Raw genomic sequence first — 14,888 nt, 5'->3', positions numbered from 1 at the left:
ATTTTAACAAAGCAATGAATAATGGTCAAATTTATACAGGCATGGTCTGAATTAATGGTTGAATCCATAGGATGAAACTAGAGACAAGGCTAGGGGGGATCAGACATGTCTTCAATAAGATTAGAGATTGAAAAGGCTATGGGACTCAAGTTTCCACAGCGAAATGGAGAAGTAGTCGTACGGTTTGAGGAATCTGTAGAAATTCCCCAACCAGCTGAAACCCTTATGAGGGGTCTGTATCGAGATCCTGATCGGGTTCGACAAGGTTTTAAATTATTACATCAAGAAACTGGTTCGATTATTGAAATTCTTATGCCGAAGCGATCACGTTTGCGCGAATGGGCAGATTCCCTTCCAGAGCGTCCAAAAGAGGCAGAATCCTTCTTGCGAGAAACTGCGGAGCAACTCCTGTTAAAAGAACAACGTCTAGTCCAAGCTGAACGTGAGTTAGTTGGACAATTACAAGAAAGTGGATTGGAAGATGTATATCCAATCCCACTTTCGGCGTTTGGAATATGTAATTATCGAGATCCTTCGGTTAAATTGTTTTTGAAACCTTTAGGACGATTTGCGGAGCTAAATGAGATCAATCCGGAAACATTGCGGCAAGCTGTTAGAGTACACTTCTTATTCTTGCTTTTATTAGTGGCTGGGACTGACTTGGATGGCCAAGTATATGCTAGGGGCAGTGAAGATAAGGTTATTCAGTGGTTAACAAGTGTCTATACTATGCGATATCTGAGAGATCAATCAACAGAAATGATTCATTGTTATCAAGAATGGGTCAATGCTTGGGGAGGAAAACTTCCCAGTCAAAGTTTGCTTAATGACCGAGAGTGCGAAAAAACTCGTGCAGCTATGGTTTTTTGGCGGCGTCAACCCAACATAAGCTGGGATGAATGTTGGCGGATCATATGCCAATTTGAGCGACCAATAAGCACAAGTTCAATGGTGTTTAATTAGGGCCAGTCAGCAAGTTCATGGGGCTTTAGAATTTCTAAACGACCATCAACCAGTTTTAAAATCCCTGCCCGCTTCCAACCATTAATCGCTCGATTGACACATTCTCGTGATGTTCCAATCATGCTGGCTAAATCCCTATGGGTCATCGAAGCATCTACAAAAATTGGTTTTCCTGTTGTAACTGCAGGTCGTGCTAAGCGAAGAAGAAGGGCTGCAAGTATTCCGGTGGTTGAGCGATTTGTTAAAATTCTTATAAATTCTTGAGCAAGTCTTAATCGTCGGCTGAGGGTACGTATAAGAGCTACTGATAGAGCTGGGTTAGCTTCTAATAATTGGGGCATTATTTCATTGTTTAAAACTAATAATGTACTGTCTTTAATTACTTCAGCAGTTGCTGCATATGAACCAGACTCTAGTAGCAAAACCTCAGCAAAGCATTCATAGGGGCCACACCAATCAATTATTTGCTTCTCGCCGGTTTGAGTAGATCTACTGAGTTTAACTTGCCCGGTAAGAACAAAGTAAACTGATGATCCAATCTCGCCTTCGACAAACAATATCTGACCCCGACGGTAACGTCGTTCTATAAGATAGGGGAGAAGCGGTGCGATATCCTGATAACTTAAAGACGAAAATAGGGAAAAACGGCTAAGGTCTTCAGAGTTAAGCATGAATTCACCTCATTTCAAAATTGAGGTCTTTCTATTCACAAATCTAATAAAATACATACACTAAGTGTGAGGAGGATTGGAAATGACAGAAATTGAATGGACTCCGGTACGCATAAAGTCGGTAATTAATGATTCTTTTAGGGTATTCGCTATATTTGTATTGGTAGTTATATCCGTAATAACTGTGATTAATGCTGAGTAGGCTATACTATACTATATGATTTGACCATGCTGGTGAGACGGTGTAGCACTTACTTGTTGGGCAGCCCGCACTACCTCAGCCATAATGCGTGCTTGGTCAGGAGATGTTTGCGACTCTAACTGAGTCATTATTTCTCCTCGCGAAGAAACATAATAGCGTGCCGGTAGTCGATTTAAAGCCAATGCCATAATATCAGCCCGACAACGCTCGCATGAGCAACTTAGAGTGTTATTGTCGAGATATTTATTAAGCGCCTGTTGGACAACTATTTCTGTATGGTTTTTAAGCTCAAGCATAGGTGGGGTCATCTCCTTTGATCATTCTGGTTATGTCCCATAATAATGGTTTATCCTTAAAAGAACAAGTAGATAATATCAGATTAAATAATAATAACTAACCCTTCGATTAATGAAGTATTAAATCAGAACTTCTATTTAAAGTGATAATCTGAAGTCGTCTGTTTAAAGATAATAGTTTACTATTGCAGTTAACTTATAACGTTCCTTAATCCAATTATTTTTGAATTTTACTAACAAGTTTTTGCCAAAGCGATGGCCTCATAACTTAGACGCAAATTGCCACACCTTTTGTATCATAGCTCTTAACAAAATCAAAGCGGATTTTGGTAGAAAGTCCAGCTGCATTAAGGGGAAGAGAATCTATTATATTCCAATGCAGTTGCGTTAAGAGGCAGTTGAAGATAAAATTGAGCGCAGAGGTAAGAGAGACAATTGGGGCGAGAGTGACAATTATTTCTTTTTTTGTGGTAAAGAAAGTTAAAAGGAGCAGAAGTTATGAATTGGCAATTTATTAATGATTTGCAGGACATCTACTCTTTATTGGATGAAATAGGTGCACAGACGGCTGAACGGGATTATCCTATTTTGTGGGAAAAAATTCATGCTACAAGTTGTGCTCAAATTGGGCGTATGTTAGCGGAAAAAAGAGGTCTAGATGTGGAGGGGGCTGCCTTAGCCTGTGCTTTGCACGATATTGGTAGGTGGTTCTCGGGCCGCCAGAATGAGCATGCCCCAAAAGGAGAGGAGCCAGTAAGGGCTTTTCTTAGTCAAAGAGCTGAAACAAAGGAAACCAAAGAGCTCATTATTCAGGCTGTCATTAATCATTCTAAGAAGGAGGAAGTCGGATCACCACTTGAGGAGATCGTTAAAGATGCAGACATATTAGATTGTCATTGGTATGGGCAAGATATGACTAAACCCTTTCATATTGCCAGACTAAGAAAGGCCTTGGAGGACTTGAATATTCAAACCTGATCAAGCTTTCTGACTATTAGGTTTCGATATTACAATTAAAGAAAAGATGATAAATTGTAGAAAATTTTGGTTGATAATCCGCACACCCTCTGCTATACTGACCGTGTGCTTGTTAAAACTTGGGCCTAACTTAAATTGGAATCCATAGTTCTGACCTTATTTGGTGCACGGATGATAATTTGTAGGATCCAACATACAAGAACACCAAATAAGGAGGAGTTATCATGGCTCAAGACAAATACCTAATATGCCGCGATTGCAGTCAAGAATTTGTATTTTCAGCAGGTGAACAAGACTTTTATGCTGAAAAAGGATTTGAAAATGAACCAACACGTTGTCCTGCTTGTCGTCAGGCACGTAAACAACAATCAGGCGGTGGCGGTCGAGGTAATTTCGGAAGTCGTCCACAACGTGAAATGTTCCCAGCAGTTTGCGCAAGCTGCGGTGTACAAACGGAAGTTCCATTCCAACCATCGGGTGAAAAACCGGTGTACTGCCGAGATTGTTTCCAATCTATGCGTCGTTACTAAAATGATGATCAACAAAAGGCTAGGGGATTTATCTCCCTGGCCTTTTGTAATGTAACTATAATTGACTTAATGTTTTTGCGGAGGGTCTAATGGGGATTAACAATAGTTACAAAGAATATTTGATTGATCAACTTGGTGAGTTAGGAGCAGTTACAATTAAAAATATGTTCGGCGGTGCGGGGATTTACTTTGAAGGATTTATTTTCGGCTTGATTGCAGACGATACTCTTTATTTCAAGGTTGACGATTCCAACAGATCGGACTATGAGCGAGCAGGAATGGAGCCCTTTAAACCATTTTCTGACAGACCGATGTTAATGCCATATTATGAGGTTCCAGTTGATATATTAGAAGATAGAAAACAGATAGCTGACTGGGCTAGTAAAGCTTTATTGGTATCTCGAAATAGCAAAAGAAAATCAGGAAAACGAAGATCACAAAGTGAAGAGCAATGATATGGTCTAATCTAAGATTTCTAGATCATCAGGGCTTTTATCCTTTGTGAAAATCACATCATCTTTGCTTTTTCCAGTTGTATTAGGTTCAGGAGAAGTTTTAGAAGTATGTTTAGATGAATTAACATTTCCATGATCAGAGAGCTTGTTAAGCTTTGTCATAATTTGAGTCCCTCCTTTATTTTAGAAAAATTAGTAGATATAACTATAGTGCACTATACTAAGTATGATAATTGTCTATTAGAATTATGTATTTGTCTTTAAGGCAGAAGGCTATGGTGATAATAATGGTTCAAAGGATTATAAGATTATTTTTAGGTTTATTCTTGTTTGCAGTTGGCATCGTGTTGACAATTAATGCTAATCTGGGGTTAGCTCCCTGGGATGTTTTTCATCAAGGAATAGTGTATCTTACAGGTATTACGATGGGGCAAGCTAGTATTGGAGTAGGAATTATTCTAGTAATTATAAATGCAGCTTTAGGAGAGAGGGTAGGATGGGGATCTCTTGGCAATATGCTGTTTATTGGATTGTTCATGGATTTGATAATGTTAAATTATCTTATTCCGATAGCAGCAGACCTTGTTTCTGGCCTTATCATGATGTTTTTAGGCATGTTTATTGTAGGAGTTGCCAGTTATTTCTACATCGGAGCAGGATTAGGTTCTGGTCCACGTGATGGTTTAATGATTGCTTTAACGAAAAAGACCAATAGATCAGTGAGGTTTATCAGAAATTCTATAGAAATCAGCGCTCTTATTGTAGGATACCTATTAGGTGGCTTCGTAGGAATAGGGACGTTGATTATGTCTGTTGCCCTTGGCTATATTATTCAGTTTATCTTCAAGCTCTTTAGATTTAATGTGAAGCAAGTTCAACACAGATTTATTGATGATGATGTTAGGTTTCTCAGACAGAAGTTTTTAAAGACTAAACCCACCAATGAAACCGTTTGAAGAGATAGTTTCTTAATATAGACCGGATAAATTTAAAAACCAAAGGCGCTTGGTCATATTTGATCAAAGCCTTTGGTTTTTCAGGTTAATGGGTCAGGGTCATGAGTTCACTTGATTAGTAAATTCAATAGCTCTTTTTTAAGGTCTAACGACGCACTTGAAAGTAATACATCCGAATCACGAGGTTGAGGAAAGGGGACAGTCAATGTTTGGAGAACACAGGCCGGCTGTTGACTCAAAACAATTATTTTGTCGGAAAGAAGTATAGCCTCGTCGATATCATGGGTTATGAACAAAACTGTATGGCGTGTTTGGTTCCAGATAGATGACAGCCAGCGTTGTATTTCCTGGCGGGTTAAGGCATCTAGGGCTCCAAAAGGTTCATCAAGCAGCAAAGTTTTTTTGCCAAATAGAATTGTTCTCAACAAAGCACCCCGTTGACGCATCCCACCTGATAATTGATGGGGGTAATGGTTTGAGAAGGATGCAAGTCCGAATTGGTTTAACCATTTATGAGCTTCCTCTAGCGCATTATGTTTGTCTTGATGCTGTATCTCACATCCCAGAAGAACATTTTCTAGAAGAGTACGCCAGGGTAAAAGCAAATCCTTTTGAGGCATGTAGCCGATATTCCCGGAAAGGCCGTTTATTAAGGAGCTGTCCAGCATTATTTGGCCACAATCGGGGCTTTCAATACCTGCTATAAGATTGCATATCGTACTTTTTCCACATCCCGAAGGACCAATCAAAGAAACAAAAGAACCTGTCTCTATCTCAAAACTTAGAGAATTAATGATCTTCATTTGACGATCAAGATGGGGGTTATAATATGATTTCGAAAGACCTTGAAGAGTAAGTCCCATCTTCTTCCCCCTAAGAATTAGGTAGAAAATCGTTAGTGTAGGCTTTGGCGGGATCGATCATTTGTGGTAATAAATCCCTCTCGACAAGCCACTTTGCATAACTTTCCCAAACCTGAGTTTTCTGTTCTCCCCAACGAGTAGCGTCTGCCTGATATTGAGGACTGAGCCATGCTTGGCTTTTGCGAATAAGCTCAGGATTTGCTTCAGGTGCATTTTTTATTAGGATTTCGGCGGATTCGGCCGGATTTTTAATGGCAAACTGATACCCGGCGCTTACAGCTTTCATAAATTTTCCTACGAGCTCCGGTTGAGATTTGATGGTAGCTTCGTTGGTAATTACAACAGGAGTATAAAAATCTAGAGCAGGATCGACGTCTTTTAGCCAAAGCATGTCTAATGGTTGTTGGCGTAATTCTGCTTCTATCCCTGTCCAACCATAAAAAATCCAAGTCAAATCTATATCCTTTGTTAAGGAGGTTAGTTGATCGGCTTCACCAATATTAATCATCTTTATCTTTGAGAAATCAGCCTTGTCCTTTTCCATGAGTGCTTTTAAAATAGCGTCTTCAGATGGGAGTCCCCACCCACCGTAGGTCTTACCCTCGAAGTCTTTAGCATTATGGATGTTTTTCATGGTTGGAGATGCGAACCCGGAGGTGTTATGTTGAATTATTGCCGCTAAGGAGACAATCGGAACCTCATTAGCTCGTGCCGTAGTAACTTGTTCTTGTTGACTAATTCCAAAGTCTGATTTGCCTGCAGCAACTAGCTGCTCAACATTTCCGGAACTGGAAGGTTCCAGGATTTTGACAGCTAGCCCTTCTTCTGCAAAGTACCCCTTGTCTTTTGCTACAAAGATACCCGTATGATTTGTATTAGGAGTCCAATCGAGCATAAGAGTTACTTCAGTGGTTGATTCTACTTTAGAGGAATCAGTTGTTGAAGGATTTGCACTGCATCCAAACAGTAAAAGAGAGATTATTAATAAAGAAAGTAATTTTTTCATATAGAAGTCCTTTCCAATAAATTCTAGCTTGATGAAAAATACCTGCTAGTTAAGATTATCGTCCGGATCTTTAGCGATCCAGGGCAAGGCAATTCGAGCAAGAGCAGAGATAAGTGTAAAGTAAACAAAACTTAATAGGGTAATGGTGAAAATTACTGCGAATACACGATCTGTCAAAAACGAATGGGACGAGCGGGTCAGATATACCCCTAAACCGGAGCTAGAACCAAGCCATTCCCCAATAACAGCTCCCATGACGCTGTAAGTTGCGGCGATTTTAAGGCCTGAGAAAAATGAAGGCAGGGCATGAGGCCAGCGAACAATGTAAAAGATTTGCCAACGTGTGGCCCCCATACTTTTCAAGAGATTAAGTAGGTCCCGATCAGTCAATTCTAATCCTTCAATAAGGCTAATCGTGATTGGGAAAAAACAAACGATAATAATGATAATAATTTTGGGGGCGAGGCCATATCCCAGCCAAAGAATTAGTAGGGGGGCTACGGCTATCAGTGGAACGGTCTGAGATATAATCAAAAACGGATAAATAAGTCGTTTAATCCAAGGGGATAAAACCATAATACCAGCGGTTATTAGACTGAAGATAACGGCGAGAAGGAACCCAACAGTTGTTTCCAGTAATGTCGTTAGAGTATGCATCCATAAGAGTTGGCGTGTTTCCCATAGGGCTTGAGCGATTTGTGAAGGAGTAGGAAGAATCCAAAGGGGGATTTGAGCGGCGATAGTAAGGAACTGCCACATCCCGAGAAGAAAGAGGAAGAATAGCAGTGAAGGAATTCTATCTTTCCACTTCTTTTTGATCATCTATTTGGTGCGGTACTTATCAATTTTTTCGCCGATTGTAGAGCCTGTAGGGACGTAATCCATCTTGATATAGGACATTACTCTGGATGCGCCAGCCCGAATGCAAGCTTCTTGAGCCTCTTTAATAATTGCCCAGAGTTGGTCAGGCTCTCCTTCCATAGTAGTTTCCATTGGGCCGACTTCGTAAGTGACTCCACTCTTTGCAATTACTTTAATGGCCTCGTCCACAACTTCATAGATGCGTGATTCTTCAACTTTGGGAACAACTTGGAGAGCCATAATAATATTTGCCATAATCTTTCCTCCCTATTAATTTGGTTGAAATATATAAAAAAACACCGCAAATAATAATGCGGCGTGTTCTTATCTCTGCTCCCTACGCTGGCATTACCCAGATCAGGTTAAGGGTCGGACAATAGTCCCTCTCAGCCAGTAACTCCAGCTCCCCTGTTACCATATAATACTACTTTAAGTATATCATGTCTTTACGCGTTGGTGCAATGGTCGATGTGTTGTTGTTAGGAACCGCCCTAGGCAATTCGAATTTTATTATTGACAGGGTTTTAAATGAATAGTATTCTGTAAATGAAGTGAGATGTATTCTCAGTTATATTTTCAACTAGGCCTGAGAATGGTTATCGTTTTGATAAAGGGGGGGAACTGATGGAACGCTTTTTACAGGATGTAAAACCTGGGGAATGGGCGCGTGTTGAGCATATTGAGGGCGGAGGTGCGTTGCGCCGAAGAATGATGGATATGGGAATTGTCCCGGGAGTAGAAATAGAAGTTGTACGTTGTGCTCCATTTGGTGGCCCGCTTCAGATTCGTTTAAAAGGGTATTATTTAGCTATGCGCCGTGGGGAATGTGCTAAGATAATAGTTTCTGTACCTGAGCAAAATCTTCTGGAACCATCGTTAGCAAGTCGTTAGCCGAGTTCTACTAAAATTGCCCGGATTTAGCATCTATCAGGCTCTGATTATTTAATTTTTATATGATATCGATTGTTAATAAAACCGCATTATTGTTATTGTGCGTATAGAGGTGCCGCTAGGACATAATTTTTGTGTTGCGTAGAGAGGAGGCGGTGGAGTCATGAAAATAGCTCTTATGGGTAATCCTAATGTTGGGAAGAGTACAGTTTTTAATGCTTTGACTGGATCAAATCAACAAGTAGGAAATTGGGCGGGAAAAACTGTAGAACGAAAATCAGGAGTAATTCAGAGGGCCAATGAACAAATTGAACTGATTGATCTTCCGGGTACTTATAGTCTAACCGCATATTCTCAGGAAGAGATTGTTACGCGTGAGTATATTCTGCGCGAAAAACCAGATGTCGTTATGGCTTTGGTTGACGCTTCAAATATTGAACGAAACCTTTACTTAGTTCTTCAGATTCTTGAGCTAGCGCCAAGAGTTGTAATCGGTTTAAACATGATGGATTTAGCTGATTCTGCAGGCATAAAAATACTTTCTAATAAATTAGCCCAGGTCTTAAATGTGCCAGTTGTTGAAATCATTGCTGCCAAAGAACAAGGAGTCGAAGAATTCTTGTCTGAGGCAATCCGAGTGGGAAAGCTTAAAAAAGATCCTGTAAGGGATGAGGTTCCTTATCCAGAGGAACTTGAAAGACGGATTCAAGCAATGGAGCATTTATTAGCGGATACAATCTGGGCGACAAAGTATCCCTTGCGTTGGTTGGCTATTAAACGTTTAGAACGGGATTCGGAAATTGGACAGACCTGGAGGAGTATACCTCAGACATCCAAAGGGTCGAAGAATAATGATTCCTGCTGTGACTCAGGAGATTCTATAAAATACGTACTGCAAGATACGGATACCTTGCCTGGAGAAGATTTGCTCCAGGCTTATGAAGTTGAAGGGTGGAGCAAAGATCAATTTGAAATGACCATAGCGGATGCCAAGTACCAATATATTTCTAAGATCCTGCCAGAATTCAAGATACACGAGGGCCCGATAAAACGCACTTGGACGGATAGACTGGATGAATGGATATTATCTCCGCTATGGGGTTATCCAATTATGTTGATAATATTGTCTGTAGTATTTTGGTTTTCCTTTGTTGCAAGTGCACCTTTAGGTGGTGCTGTGTCAGATGGAATGGCTTGGGCCGCAGATATGATTGTAGGTCTGATGCAGAAGGTGCAGATTCCTGTTGCTATTCAAAGTTTAGTGCGAGATGGAATTTTCGCTGGAGTTGGTGCAGTTCTGGCTTTTGTTCCTCAAATTGCAATATTCTTTGCTTTTTTCTCTTTAATGCAAGATAGTGGCTATTTAGCACGGGCTGCATTTTTAGGAGATCGGTTTATGCAGCTCATGGGACTCCATGGAAAATCATTTTTCTCCTTGGTGTCCGGGTTTGGCTGTAATGTACCGGGCATTATGGCAACAAGAACTTTAGAAGATCCTAAAGATCGCTTGATTACCATGTTAATTAACCCATTGATTCCCTGTGTTCCGCGCTTAGGTGTAATGAGTGCTGTTGTGGCAGCCTTTTTTCCAGGATCTATGGGTGCCGTTATTATGATTAGTCTTTTATCTTTAAGCATGATTCTAGTCATGTTCTCAGCAATCTTATTAAGAAGAGTCGTTAAACAAAGGGAACGCTCAGCCTTTGTTATGGAACTTCCCTTATACCACATTCCTACTCTGCGCAATATTTTATTGCCCACCTGGCAAAAAACCTATTCCTTCCTAAGAAGGGCGTGGACGTTTATTTTAGTTGCTTCAATTGTGGTTTGGGTCTTAAGTTCCTATCCCCAGGGAGTCCCTATGGATGAGACATGGGCAGGTAAGATGGGAGGATGGCTGGCCGTTATTGGACAACCCTTAGGATTTGACTGGAGGATTATGGTGGCGATTGTGTTTGGCTTTACCGCTAAAGAAACAACTCTCTCAACCTTAGGAATTCTATATGGTGTTGCTGCAGATGCATCCCAGTCGATTGCCCAAGCCATGACCGGAGCTATGACTCCATTAGGAGCATATACTTTTTTAGTTGTCTATATGCTGTATATCCCTTGTCTGGCTTCTGTTGTAACGACCTATAAAGAGTCACATAGTATTGGTTGGACAAGTTTTGGCGTTGCCTATAACCTTTTACTTAGTTTTATAGTGGGTTGGCTTATTCTCCATATCGGAATGTTTCTTGGCATCCAGTGATTGAAAAAACCCTGGGGAGTGAATCGGATTGCTTACAGATATTTTGAAAGTTTTGTCTCGTAAAGAAGCTACCTTATCAATGTCACAGCTTGCACTTGAGGTAGGCTATTCCTTAAAGGAAATTGAAAGCGCTTTAGAACAGATGGAACACATGGGATATATTTGTCGAGAAATCTTTGGCCAAGCATGCAGCCCGAGTTGTGGAATGAATCGCTGCAGTGGGCACTGTGAAGATTGTGGCTTCCATTCACCAGAAACATTTACTTTTTGGGGACTGACTGATAAAGGCCAGACAATGCTAAATCAAGTTTACGGTAAGTGAACTTGTTCTGCTAAAGCTGAACGTCGAGACTTCAGTAGGGAGTCTAGCCCTACTGAAGCTAGAATAAGGACATCCACTTACAAGAAGTGGATGTTTCGGAAGATGATGTAGGAAAATTAAATATATGATATGATATCAAGTGGATAGAAATTAAATTTATCTAAACTATTTGAAGGTCTAGATGAAGGGAGTTTATGATTTGATGATTAAGCCCCGTGAGGAGAAATATCATGCTATACTGGATGCGGCCACGGAGGCTTTTGCGGAATACGGCTATTTTACTTGCCAAGTATCTAAAATTGCCAAACTGGCTGGAGTAGCAGACGGAACTATTTATTTATATTTTAAGAATAAGGAAGATATTTTGGTTAGCCTTTTTTCGGATCGTATGGGGAATTTTATTCGTGAGATCCAACAATCAATAGCGCAATGTACGACAACTAAAGAACGCTTATTTTGTTTAATTCGGACTCATTTTAAATACATGCAGGAAAATCGATCTTTGGCAATAGTTACGCAGATTGAGTTAAGACAATCTGACCCAAAAATTCGAGAAGCTATTTCTGGGCCTTTAAGAGAGTACTTTCATTTAATTGAACAAGTTCTTAATGAAGGAGTACAAAAGGAAGAAATTACTTTAGCGGATATAAAAGTGGGTCGGCAGATGTTCTTCGGAACTCTGGATGCTGCCATTAGCGACTGGGTAAGTTCAAGGAAGCCTCGTCCTTTAGAAGGAATTGAAGAGTTAATTTATGAGCTTATGCGGGGAGCTTTCAATATTAAATAAATGAACTCACGTTGTTAGTAAGGAAGAGTCCTTGCACTTTGGTGACTGCACCTTGATTGGCGGTGAGAGTATTCTCCTCGGGAATTCCCCAGAGGATAATCCCTTGGGTGTAGCTCAAATTCGGAATCGATTCCGAATTTCCACTTTCCCCATTCTCCATGATTGACCATGGATTTAGCCTCCGTCATGCGCCGTCCGATCTCGACGGAGCTGTAAAGCAGCATTCTGCCGGTCTGATCTTTAATACTGTTAATTTCGGCCGCGCTAATCTACGGTGTCTGCTCGCTTATTCCCTTCACCATGATTTTCGAGCTCCTCTGCTTATTCATAAGCTTTTCCGGAGGAAAGGCTCCCATAAGAGAAGATGGATTTGAACAGCCTTACTCATAGGTTATGTGTTCAAGCCCTCACTGGTGACAAAATAATGGCAAAACCGTAAAGTGCCTAGGTACTTTACGGTTTTGCCATTATTTTGTCATAAATACCCCAGACGAGGGTAACCCCTGCCGGACAAGGTGCATAAGATAAGAAGGACTAACCACATTATTGGATTTGTTGAAATACCTGTTGGTATCCGTAACCCGGAATAACCGCTTTGACCTGACTGAGGAATAAATCCCTGTTCAATCGATCATAGGAGGAGAAGGGGAGTCGGTATGGCAAATACGCAGCTGAAGACCCTTCGCCTGACCTTTGTTATAACATTGAGGGCATATTTGCCCTTGCGCCGAACCGATTATTTCCAAGGTTATGTTTCTCCTCACCGGCGGCGAATTGATCGGTAAAAAAGATCTAAAAATAACGGATTCAACAACAAGCGATTTGTTGATCCGCTCCAGTATTAAAGCCTGCCAGAGGGGAAAATGCCTCACCTGCCGATGGCTGTTGATTTTGCGGCCCAAGGGACGCTCTTAGGAATAAAAACTCGGCACGGCTCCAGACATGGCAGTTCAAATTCGGAATCGATTCCGAATTTGAGCAGAAACCCTATATAAAAGGCCAGAAATCTCATGAATAACGGGCTGTAAGACAAATTATGGTAGAAGTGAAAAGATTCTTTTTTACAATTAATAGTTTGAATACTGTAACAATAATTACCGTGCGGCAATCCGTTGTGCATTTGCGGCAGGTCGATTTCTCATAAATAATGCAGTAAGTCCAGCAAGAAGTGGTAGTAAGAACAATACCGAAATCGAAGTTGATAGGCCATAAAGATCTCCGATTCTCCCGATAGGAATTACCAGAAGGCCCCCTACCCCTCCTGCGAATCCCATCGTTAACCCGGCGGCGAGAGACTTATTATTGGGAATGGCTTCTTGAGCTGCAACCACAGTTACGGAAAAACTGGATAACAAGCAGGCACCGGCAAGAGCTAGGAAAACAACGCTCAATGTGCCATTTGTGTAAAGGAAACCGTAAAAGCATGGTGTAGCTAGAACCAGAGAACCGATCGTTAAAGGTTTCCTGCCAAATCGATCCGATATATACCCCCCTAAAATCCCTCCAATTGCTCCAGCAAAGAGCATTATGAAGACTAAATGACTGGAGGTTATAGAGGAAAGATGTTGTGCATGGAAATATAAGGGGAGAATGGTTAACAAACCGGTATAGGCCAAAGCACGGATGGCAATGACACTAGTAATGGCTAAAAGTTCTTGGCGAGCTTTCAGTAAGGAAAGCCATACCTCGGCCAGAGTAGGTGGGGTAGTTCCCCCGCGAAGTACATGATTATTGGGGGCGAAAAAGTATAATAACAGCGCGACAATGATACCTGGGATAATCGTATAAATTGTCGCTCTGAGACCATAGTTCTGAAATAGGGGAACGAGTATGAGGGGGCTGAGTGCAAAACCGATGTTTCCAAAGGCGATAAATGTGGAGAGCAGAACTGCTTTACGATCACCGCTGACAACAGTTATCATTGTTGATGCTTGAGGATGAAAGGCAGCTGTTCCGAGACCGGCAAGACTGGCTAAGATAACTAAAAGTAAGTAGTTGTTGACTAAGCCTGTCAAACTGAGCATAATTGCCATCCATAAGGTTCCTACGTGTACAAGCCATCGTTTCCCTTGGCGATCAAGAAAATAGCCAAAGACAGGCTGTATGAAAGAAGAACTGATAGTAAACGCTGAGACTAATATTGCTGCTTTCGTGGCGTTAAGAGCTGTTGCGGCTACTAGAAAGGGAAGCATTTGTGGTAAGTAGTTGCTATACATGTCATTTAACATATGAGCTAACGAAAGTATACCAATTGTTGAATACTCAATGGACTGATTAGATTCTGTCATCTTGGATACTCCTCTCAGACTTGTCGTTAATGATTTGAGTATAGGTATTAAGAAAATACTCCAAATTTGCTTTGCGTTGATTAATGTCTTGAGCATAATTATTCAGAGCAGCTTGTCCGGAAGGAGTGATGGAATACCATTTCCGAGGAGATCCAGCCTCTGAAGTTTTCCAACTCGCTTCAACCCATTTTTTTTCCTCCATATCTTGAAGGGCACGATAAACACTTGGACTGTCAGTTAAACAAAACGGTAATTCTTCTTGCAAACTAGAAAGAATTTGAGCACCGTAGGCAGAAGATGATTTTTCTAAAAGGAGAAGAATAAATGCATTCGTGTGACGACTCTGTTTAGATCTGCTCAAATTGATGCCTCCTAACTGTTTATTACAGTATACTGTATATATAAGCATACTGCAATATACAGTATGCTTATTTGCTAGATTTAACCAGATAGTCTAATCATGAAAGATATTACGTTTTGAATGTGGCGAGATAATTTCAACCAGAAGAGAAGCTCTCTAGACAAATGCTTAACGGAAGGGTAGTATTTAATAAAATGCTAATACTAA

The 14,888-nt window shown here is 40.8% G+C and carries 19 protein-coding genes, 1 pseudogene and 1 riboswitch; of the genes and pseudogenes, 10 read left to right on the top strand and 10 right to left on the bottom strand.

What is annotated here, in order from left to right:
* Positions 1-105: 105 nt before the first annotated feature.
* Positions 106-963, top strand: a complete 858-nt coding sequence (locus tag DESMER_RS13065; protein ID WP_014903538.1) for a hypothetical protein — start codon at positions 106-108, stop codon at positions 961-963.
* Here DESMER_RS13065 and DESMER_RS13060 read toward each other — a convergent pair.
* Complete coding sequence (locus tag DESMER_RS13060; protein ID WP_014903537.1) at positions 960-1,634, bottom strand: Crp/Fnr family transcriptional regulator; 675 nt, start codon at positions 1,632-1,634, stop codon at positions 960-962. The two genes, DESMER_RS13065 and DESMER_RS13060, sit on opposite strands and share 4 nt — an antisense overlap.
* 213 nt (positions 1,635-1,847) lie before the next feature.
* Positions 1,848-2,132 (bottom strand): late competence development ComFB family protein, encoded by a 285-nt coding sequence (locus tag DESMER_RS13055; RefSeq protein WP_014903535.1) that lies wholly within the window; start codon positions 2,130-2,132, stop codon positions 1,848-1,850.
* Between the two features lie 498 nt (positions 2,133-2,630).
* On the opposite strand from DESMER_RS13055, the gene DESMER_RS13050 reads away from it, so the two are divergent.
* From DESMER_RS13050 to DESMER_RS13040, 3 genes are all read left to right on the top strand, one after another.
* Positions 2,631-3,110 carry an HD domain-containing protein gene (locus DESMER_RS13050; RefSeq protein ID WP_014903534.1) on the top strand — a complete coding sequence of 160 codons (480 nt, stop codon included), beginning with the start codon at positions 2,631-2,633 and terminating at the stop codon, positions 3,108-3,110.
* A 224-nt stretch (positions 3,111-3,334) separates the two neighbouring features.
* A complete protein-coding gene (locus DESMER_RS13045; RefSeq protein WP_014903533.1) occupies positions 3,335-3,640 on the top strand; it encodes a zinc-ribbon domain containing protein in 306 nt (101 codons plus the stop codon).
* An 89-nt stretch (positions 3,641-3,729) separates the two neighbouring features.
* Positions 3,730-4,095 carry a TfoX/Sxy family protein gene (locus DESMER_RS13040; RefSeq protein ID WP_014903532.1) on the top strand — a complete coding sequence of 122 codons (366 nt, stop codon included), beginning with the start codon at positions 3,730-3,732 and terminating at the stop codon, positions 4,093-4,095.
* A gap of 6 nt (positions 4,096-4,101) precedes the next feature.
* Here DESMER_RS13040 and DESMER_RS23810 read toward each other — a convergent pair whose 3' ends face one another.
* Positions 4,102-4,257 carry a hypothetical protein gene (locus tag DESMER_RS23810; protein ID WP_014903531.1) on the bottom strand — a complete coding sequence of 52 codons (156 nt, stop codon included), beginning with the start codon at positions 4,255-4,257 and terminating at the stop codon, positions 4,102-4,104.
* A gap of 125 nt (positions 4,258-4,382) precedes the next feature.
* On the opposite strand from DESMER_RS23810, the gene DESMER_RS13035 reads away from it, so the two are divergent.
* On the top strand, positions 4,383-5,051 hold the full coding sequence (locus DESMER_RS13035; RefSeq protein WP_148275287.1) for a YczE/YyaS/YitT family protein: 669 nt from the start codon (positions 4,383-4,385) through the stop codon (positions 5,049-5,051).
* A 107-nt stretch (positions 5,052-5,158) separates the two neighbouring features.
* Here DESMER_RS13035 and DESMER_RS13030 read toward each other — a convergent pair whose 3' ends face one another.
* The 4 genes from DESMER_RS13030 to DESMER_RS13015 are packed head-to-tail and all read right to left on the bottom strand — an operon-like array spanning position 5,159 to position 8,036.
* Positions 5,159-5,914, bottom strand: a complete 756-nt coding sequence (locus tag DESMER_RS13030; protein WP_014903529.1) for an ABC transporter ATP-binding protein — start codon at positions 5,912-5,914, stop codon at positions 5,159-5,161.
* A gap of 10 nt (positions 5,915-5,924) precedes the next feature.
* Positions 5,925-6,920 (bottom strand): ABC transporter substrate-binding protein, encoded by a 996-nt coding sequence (locus tag DESMER_RS13025; RefSeq protein WP_014903528.1) that lies wholly within the window; start codon positions 6,918-6,920, stop codon positions 5,925-5,927.
* A 45-nt stretch (positions 6,921-6,965) separates the two neighbouring features.
* Positions 6,966-7,742, bottom strand: a complete 777-nt coding sequence (locus DESMER_RS13020; protein ID WP_014903527.1) for an ABC transporter permease — start codon at positions 7,740-7,742, stop codon at positions 6,966-6,968.
* Complete coding sequence (locus tag DESMER_RS13015) at positions 7,743-8,036, bottom strand: thiamine-binding protein (protein ID WP_014903526.1); 294 nt, start codon at positions 8,034-8,036, stop codon at positions 7,743-7,745.
* 62 nt (positions 8,037-8,098) lie between these two features.
* A riboswitch (TPP riboswitch) is annotated at positions 8,099-8,201 on the bottom strand.
* Positions 8,202-8,405: 204 nt separating this feature from the next.
* On the opposite strand from DESMER_RS13015, the gene DESMER_RS13010 reads away from it, so the two are divergent.
* From DESMER_RS13010 to fadR, 4 genes are all read left to right on the top strand, one after another.
* Positions 8,406-8,672 (top strand): FeoA family protein, encoded by a 267-nt coding sequence (locus tag DESMER_RS13010; RefSeq protein ID WP_014903525.1) that lies wholly within the window; start codon positions 8,406-8,408, stop codon positions 8,670-8,672.
* Between the two features lie 163 nt (positions 8,673-8,835).
* Positions 8,836-10,923, top strand: coding sequence for a ferrous iron transport protein B (gene feoB / locus DESMER_RS13005; RefSeq protein WP_014903524.1), 2,088 nt, complete (start codon positions 8,836-8,838; stop codon positions 10,921-10,923).
* A gap of 28 nt (positions 10,924-10,951) precedes the next feature.
* Complete coding sequence (locus DESMER_RS13000; protein ID WP_014903523.1) at positions 10,952-11,245, top strand: winged helix-turn-helix domain-containing protein; 294 nt, start codon at positions 10,952-10,954, stop codon at positions 11,243-11,245.
* 202 nt (positions 11,246-11,447) lie between these two features.
* On the top strand, positions 11,448-12,032 hold the full coding sequence (gene fadR / locus DESMER_RS12995) for a fatty acid metabolism transcriptional regulator FadR (RefSeq protein WP_042334520.1): 585 nt from the start codon (positions 11,448-11,450) through the stop codon (positions 12,030-12,032).
* A 76-nt stretch (positions 12,033-12,108) separates the two neighbouring features.
* Here the strand turns inward: fadR and DESMER_RS23065 are convergent.
* Positions 12,109-12,301, bottom strand: a pseudogene (locus tag DESMER_RS23065) (DUF3102 domain-containing protein); the annotation flags it as partial.
* A gap of 387 nt (positions 12,302-12,688) precedes the next feature.
* On the opposite strand from DESMER_RS23065, the gene DESMER_RS24745 reads away from it, so the two are divergent.
* Positions 12,689-12,817, top strand: a complete 129-nt coding sequence (locus tag DESMER_RS24745; protein WP_282433005.1) for a hypothetical protein — start codon at positions 12,689-12,691, stop codon at positions 12,815-12,817.
* Between the two features lie 309 nt (positions 12,818-13,126).
* On the opposite strand, the gene DESMER_RS12990 is transcribed toward DESMER_RS24745, so the two are convergent.
* Both DESMER_RS12990 and DESMER_RS12985 read right to left on the bottom strand, forming a co-directional pair.
* The gene (locus DESMER_RS12990; RefSeq protein WP_014903521.1) at positions 13,127-14,320 is read right to left on the bottom strand and encodes an MFS transporter; all 1,194 of its coding nucleotides are present in this window, start codon (positions 14,318-14,320) and stop codon (positions 13,127-13,129) included.
* Positions 14,307-14,681: a PadR family transcriptional regulator gene (locus tag DESMER_RS12985; RefSeq protein ID WP_014903520.1), complete on the bottom strand. Its 375-nt coding sequence runs from the start codon at positions 14,679-14,681 to the stop codon at positions 14,307-14,309. Before DESMER_RS12985 ends, DESMER_RS12990 begins: the two co-directional genes overlap by 14 nt.
* Positions 14,682-14,888 lie beyond the last annotated feature (207 nt).

It is taken from the genome of Desulfosporosinus meridiei DSM 13257 (genome assembly GCF_000231385.2).
In the GTDB taxonomy this organism is placed as follows: Bacteria; Bacillota; Desulfitobacteriia; order Desulfitobacteriales; family Desulfitobacteriaceae; genus Desulfosporosinus; species Desulfosporosinus meridiei.
The sequence above is the reverse complement of the archived record's forward strand: the minus strand, read 5'-3'. Positions and strand labels throughout refer to the sequence as shown.

Excerpts from the sequence above, each read along its gene's own strand:
- DESMER_RS13020 (WP_014903527.1), bottom strand. The coding sequence starts at position 7,742 with ATGATCAAAAAGAAGTGGAAAGATAGAATTCCTTCACTGCTATTCTTC.
- DESMER_RS13035 (WP_148275287.1), top strand. The coding sequence starts at position 4,383 with ATGGTTCAAAGGATTATAAGATTATTTTTAGGTTTATTCTTGTTTGCA.
- DESMER_RS13025 (WP_014903528.1), bottom strand. The coding sequence starts at position 6,920 with ATGAAAAAATTACTTTCTTTATTAATAATCTCTCTTTTACTGTTTGGA.
- DESMER_RS12990 (WP_014903521.1), bottom strand. The coding sequence starts at position 14,320 with ATGACAGAATCTAATCAGTCCATTGAGTATTCAACAATTGGTATACTT.
- feoB (WP_014903524.1), top strand. The coding sequence starts at position 8,836 with ATGAAAATAGCTCTTATGGGTAATCCTAATGTTGGGAAGAGTACAGTT.
- DESMER_RS23810 (WP_014903531.1), bottom strand. The coding sequence starts at position 4,257 with ATGACAAAGCTTAACAAGCTCTCTGATCATGGAAATGTTAATTCATCT.
- DESMER_RS13040 (WP_014903532.1), top strand. The coding sequence starts at position 3,730 with ATGGGGATTAACAATAGTTACAAAGAATATTTGATTGATCAACTTGGT.
- DESMER_RS13055 (WP_014903535.1), bottom strand. The coding sequence starts at position 2,132 with ATGCTTGAGCTTAAAAACCATACAGAAATAGTTGTCCAACAGGCGCTT.
- DESMER_RS13030 (WP_014903529.1), bottom strand. The coding sequence starts at position 5,914 with ATGGGACTTACTCTTCAAGGTCTTTCGAAATCATATTATAACCCCCAT.
- fadR (WP_042334520.1), top strand. The coding sequence starts at position 11,448 with ATGATTAAGCCCCGTGAGGAGAAATATCATGCTATACTGGATGCGGCC.
- DESMER_RS13060 (WP_014903537.1), bottom strand. The coding sequence starts at position 1,634 with ATGCTTAACTCTGAAGACCTTAGCCGTTTTTCCCTATTTTCGTCTTTA.
- DESMER_RS24745 (WP_282433005.1), top strand. The coding sequence starts at position 12,689 with ATGGCAAATACGCAGCTGAAGACCCTTCGCCTGACCTTTGTTATAACA.
- DESMER_RS13010 (WP_014903525.1), top strand. The coding sequence starts at position 8,406 with ATGGAACGCTTTTTACAGGATGTAAAACCTGGGGAATGGGCGCGTGTT.
- DESMER_RS13065 (WP_014903538.1), top strand. The coding sequence starts at position 106 with ATGTCTTCAATAAGATTAGAGATTGAAAAGGCTATGGGACTCAAGTTT.
- DESMER_RS13050 (WP_014903534.1), top strand. The coding sequence starts at position 2,631 with ATGAATTGGCAATTTATTAATGATTTGCAGGACATCTACTCTTTATTG.
- DESMER_RS13045 (WP_014903533.1), top strand. The coding sequence starts at position 3,335 with ATGGCTCAAGACAAATACCTAATATGCCGCGATTGCAGTCAAGAATTT.
- DESMER_RS13015 (WP_014903526.1), bottom strand. The coding sequence starts at position 8,036 with ATGGCAAATATTATTATGGCTCTCCAAGTTGTTCCCAAAGTTGAAGAA.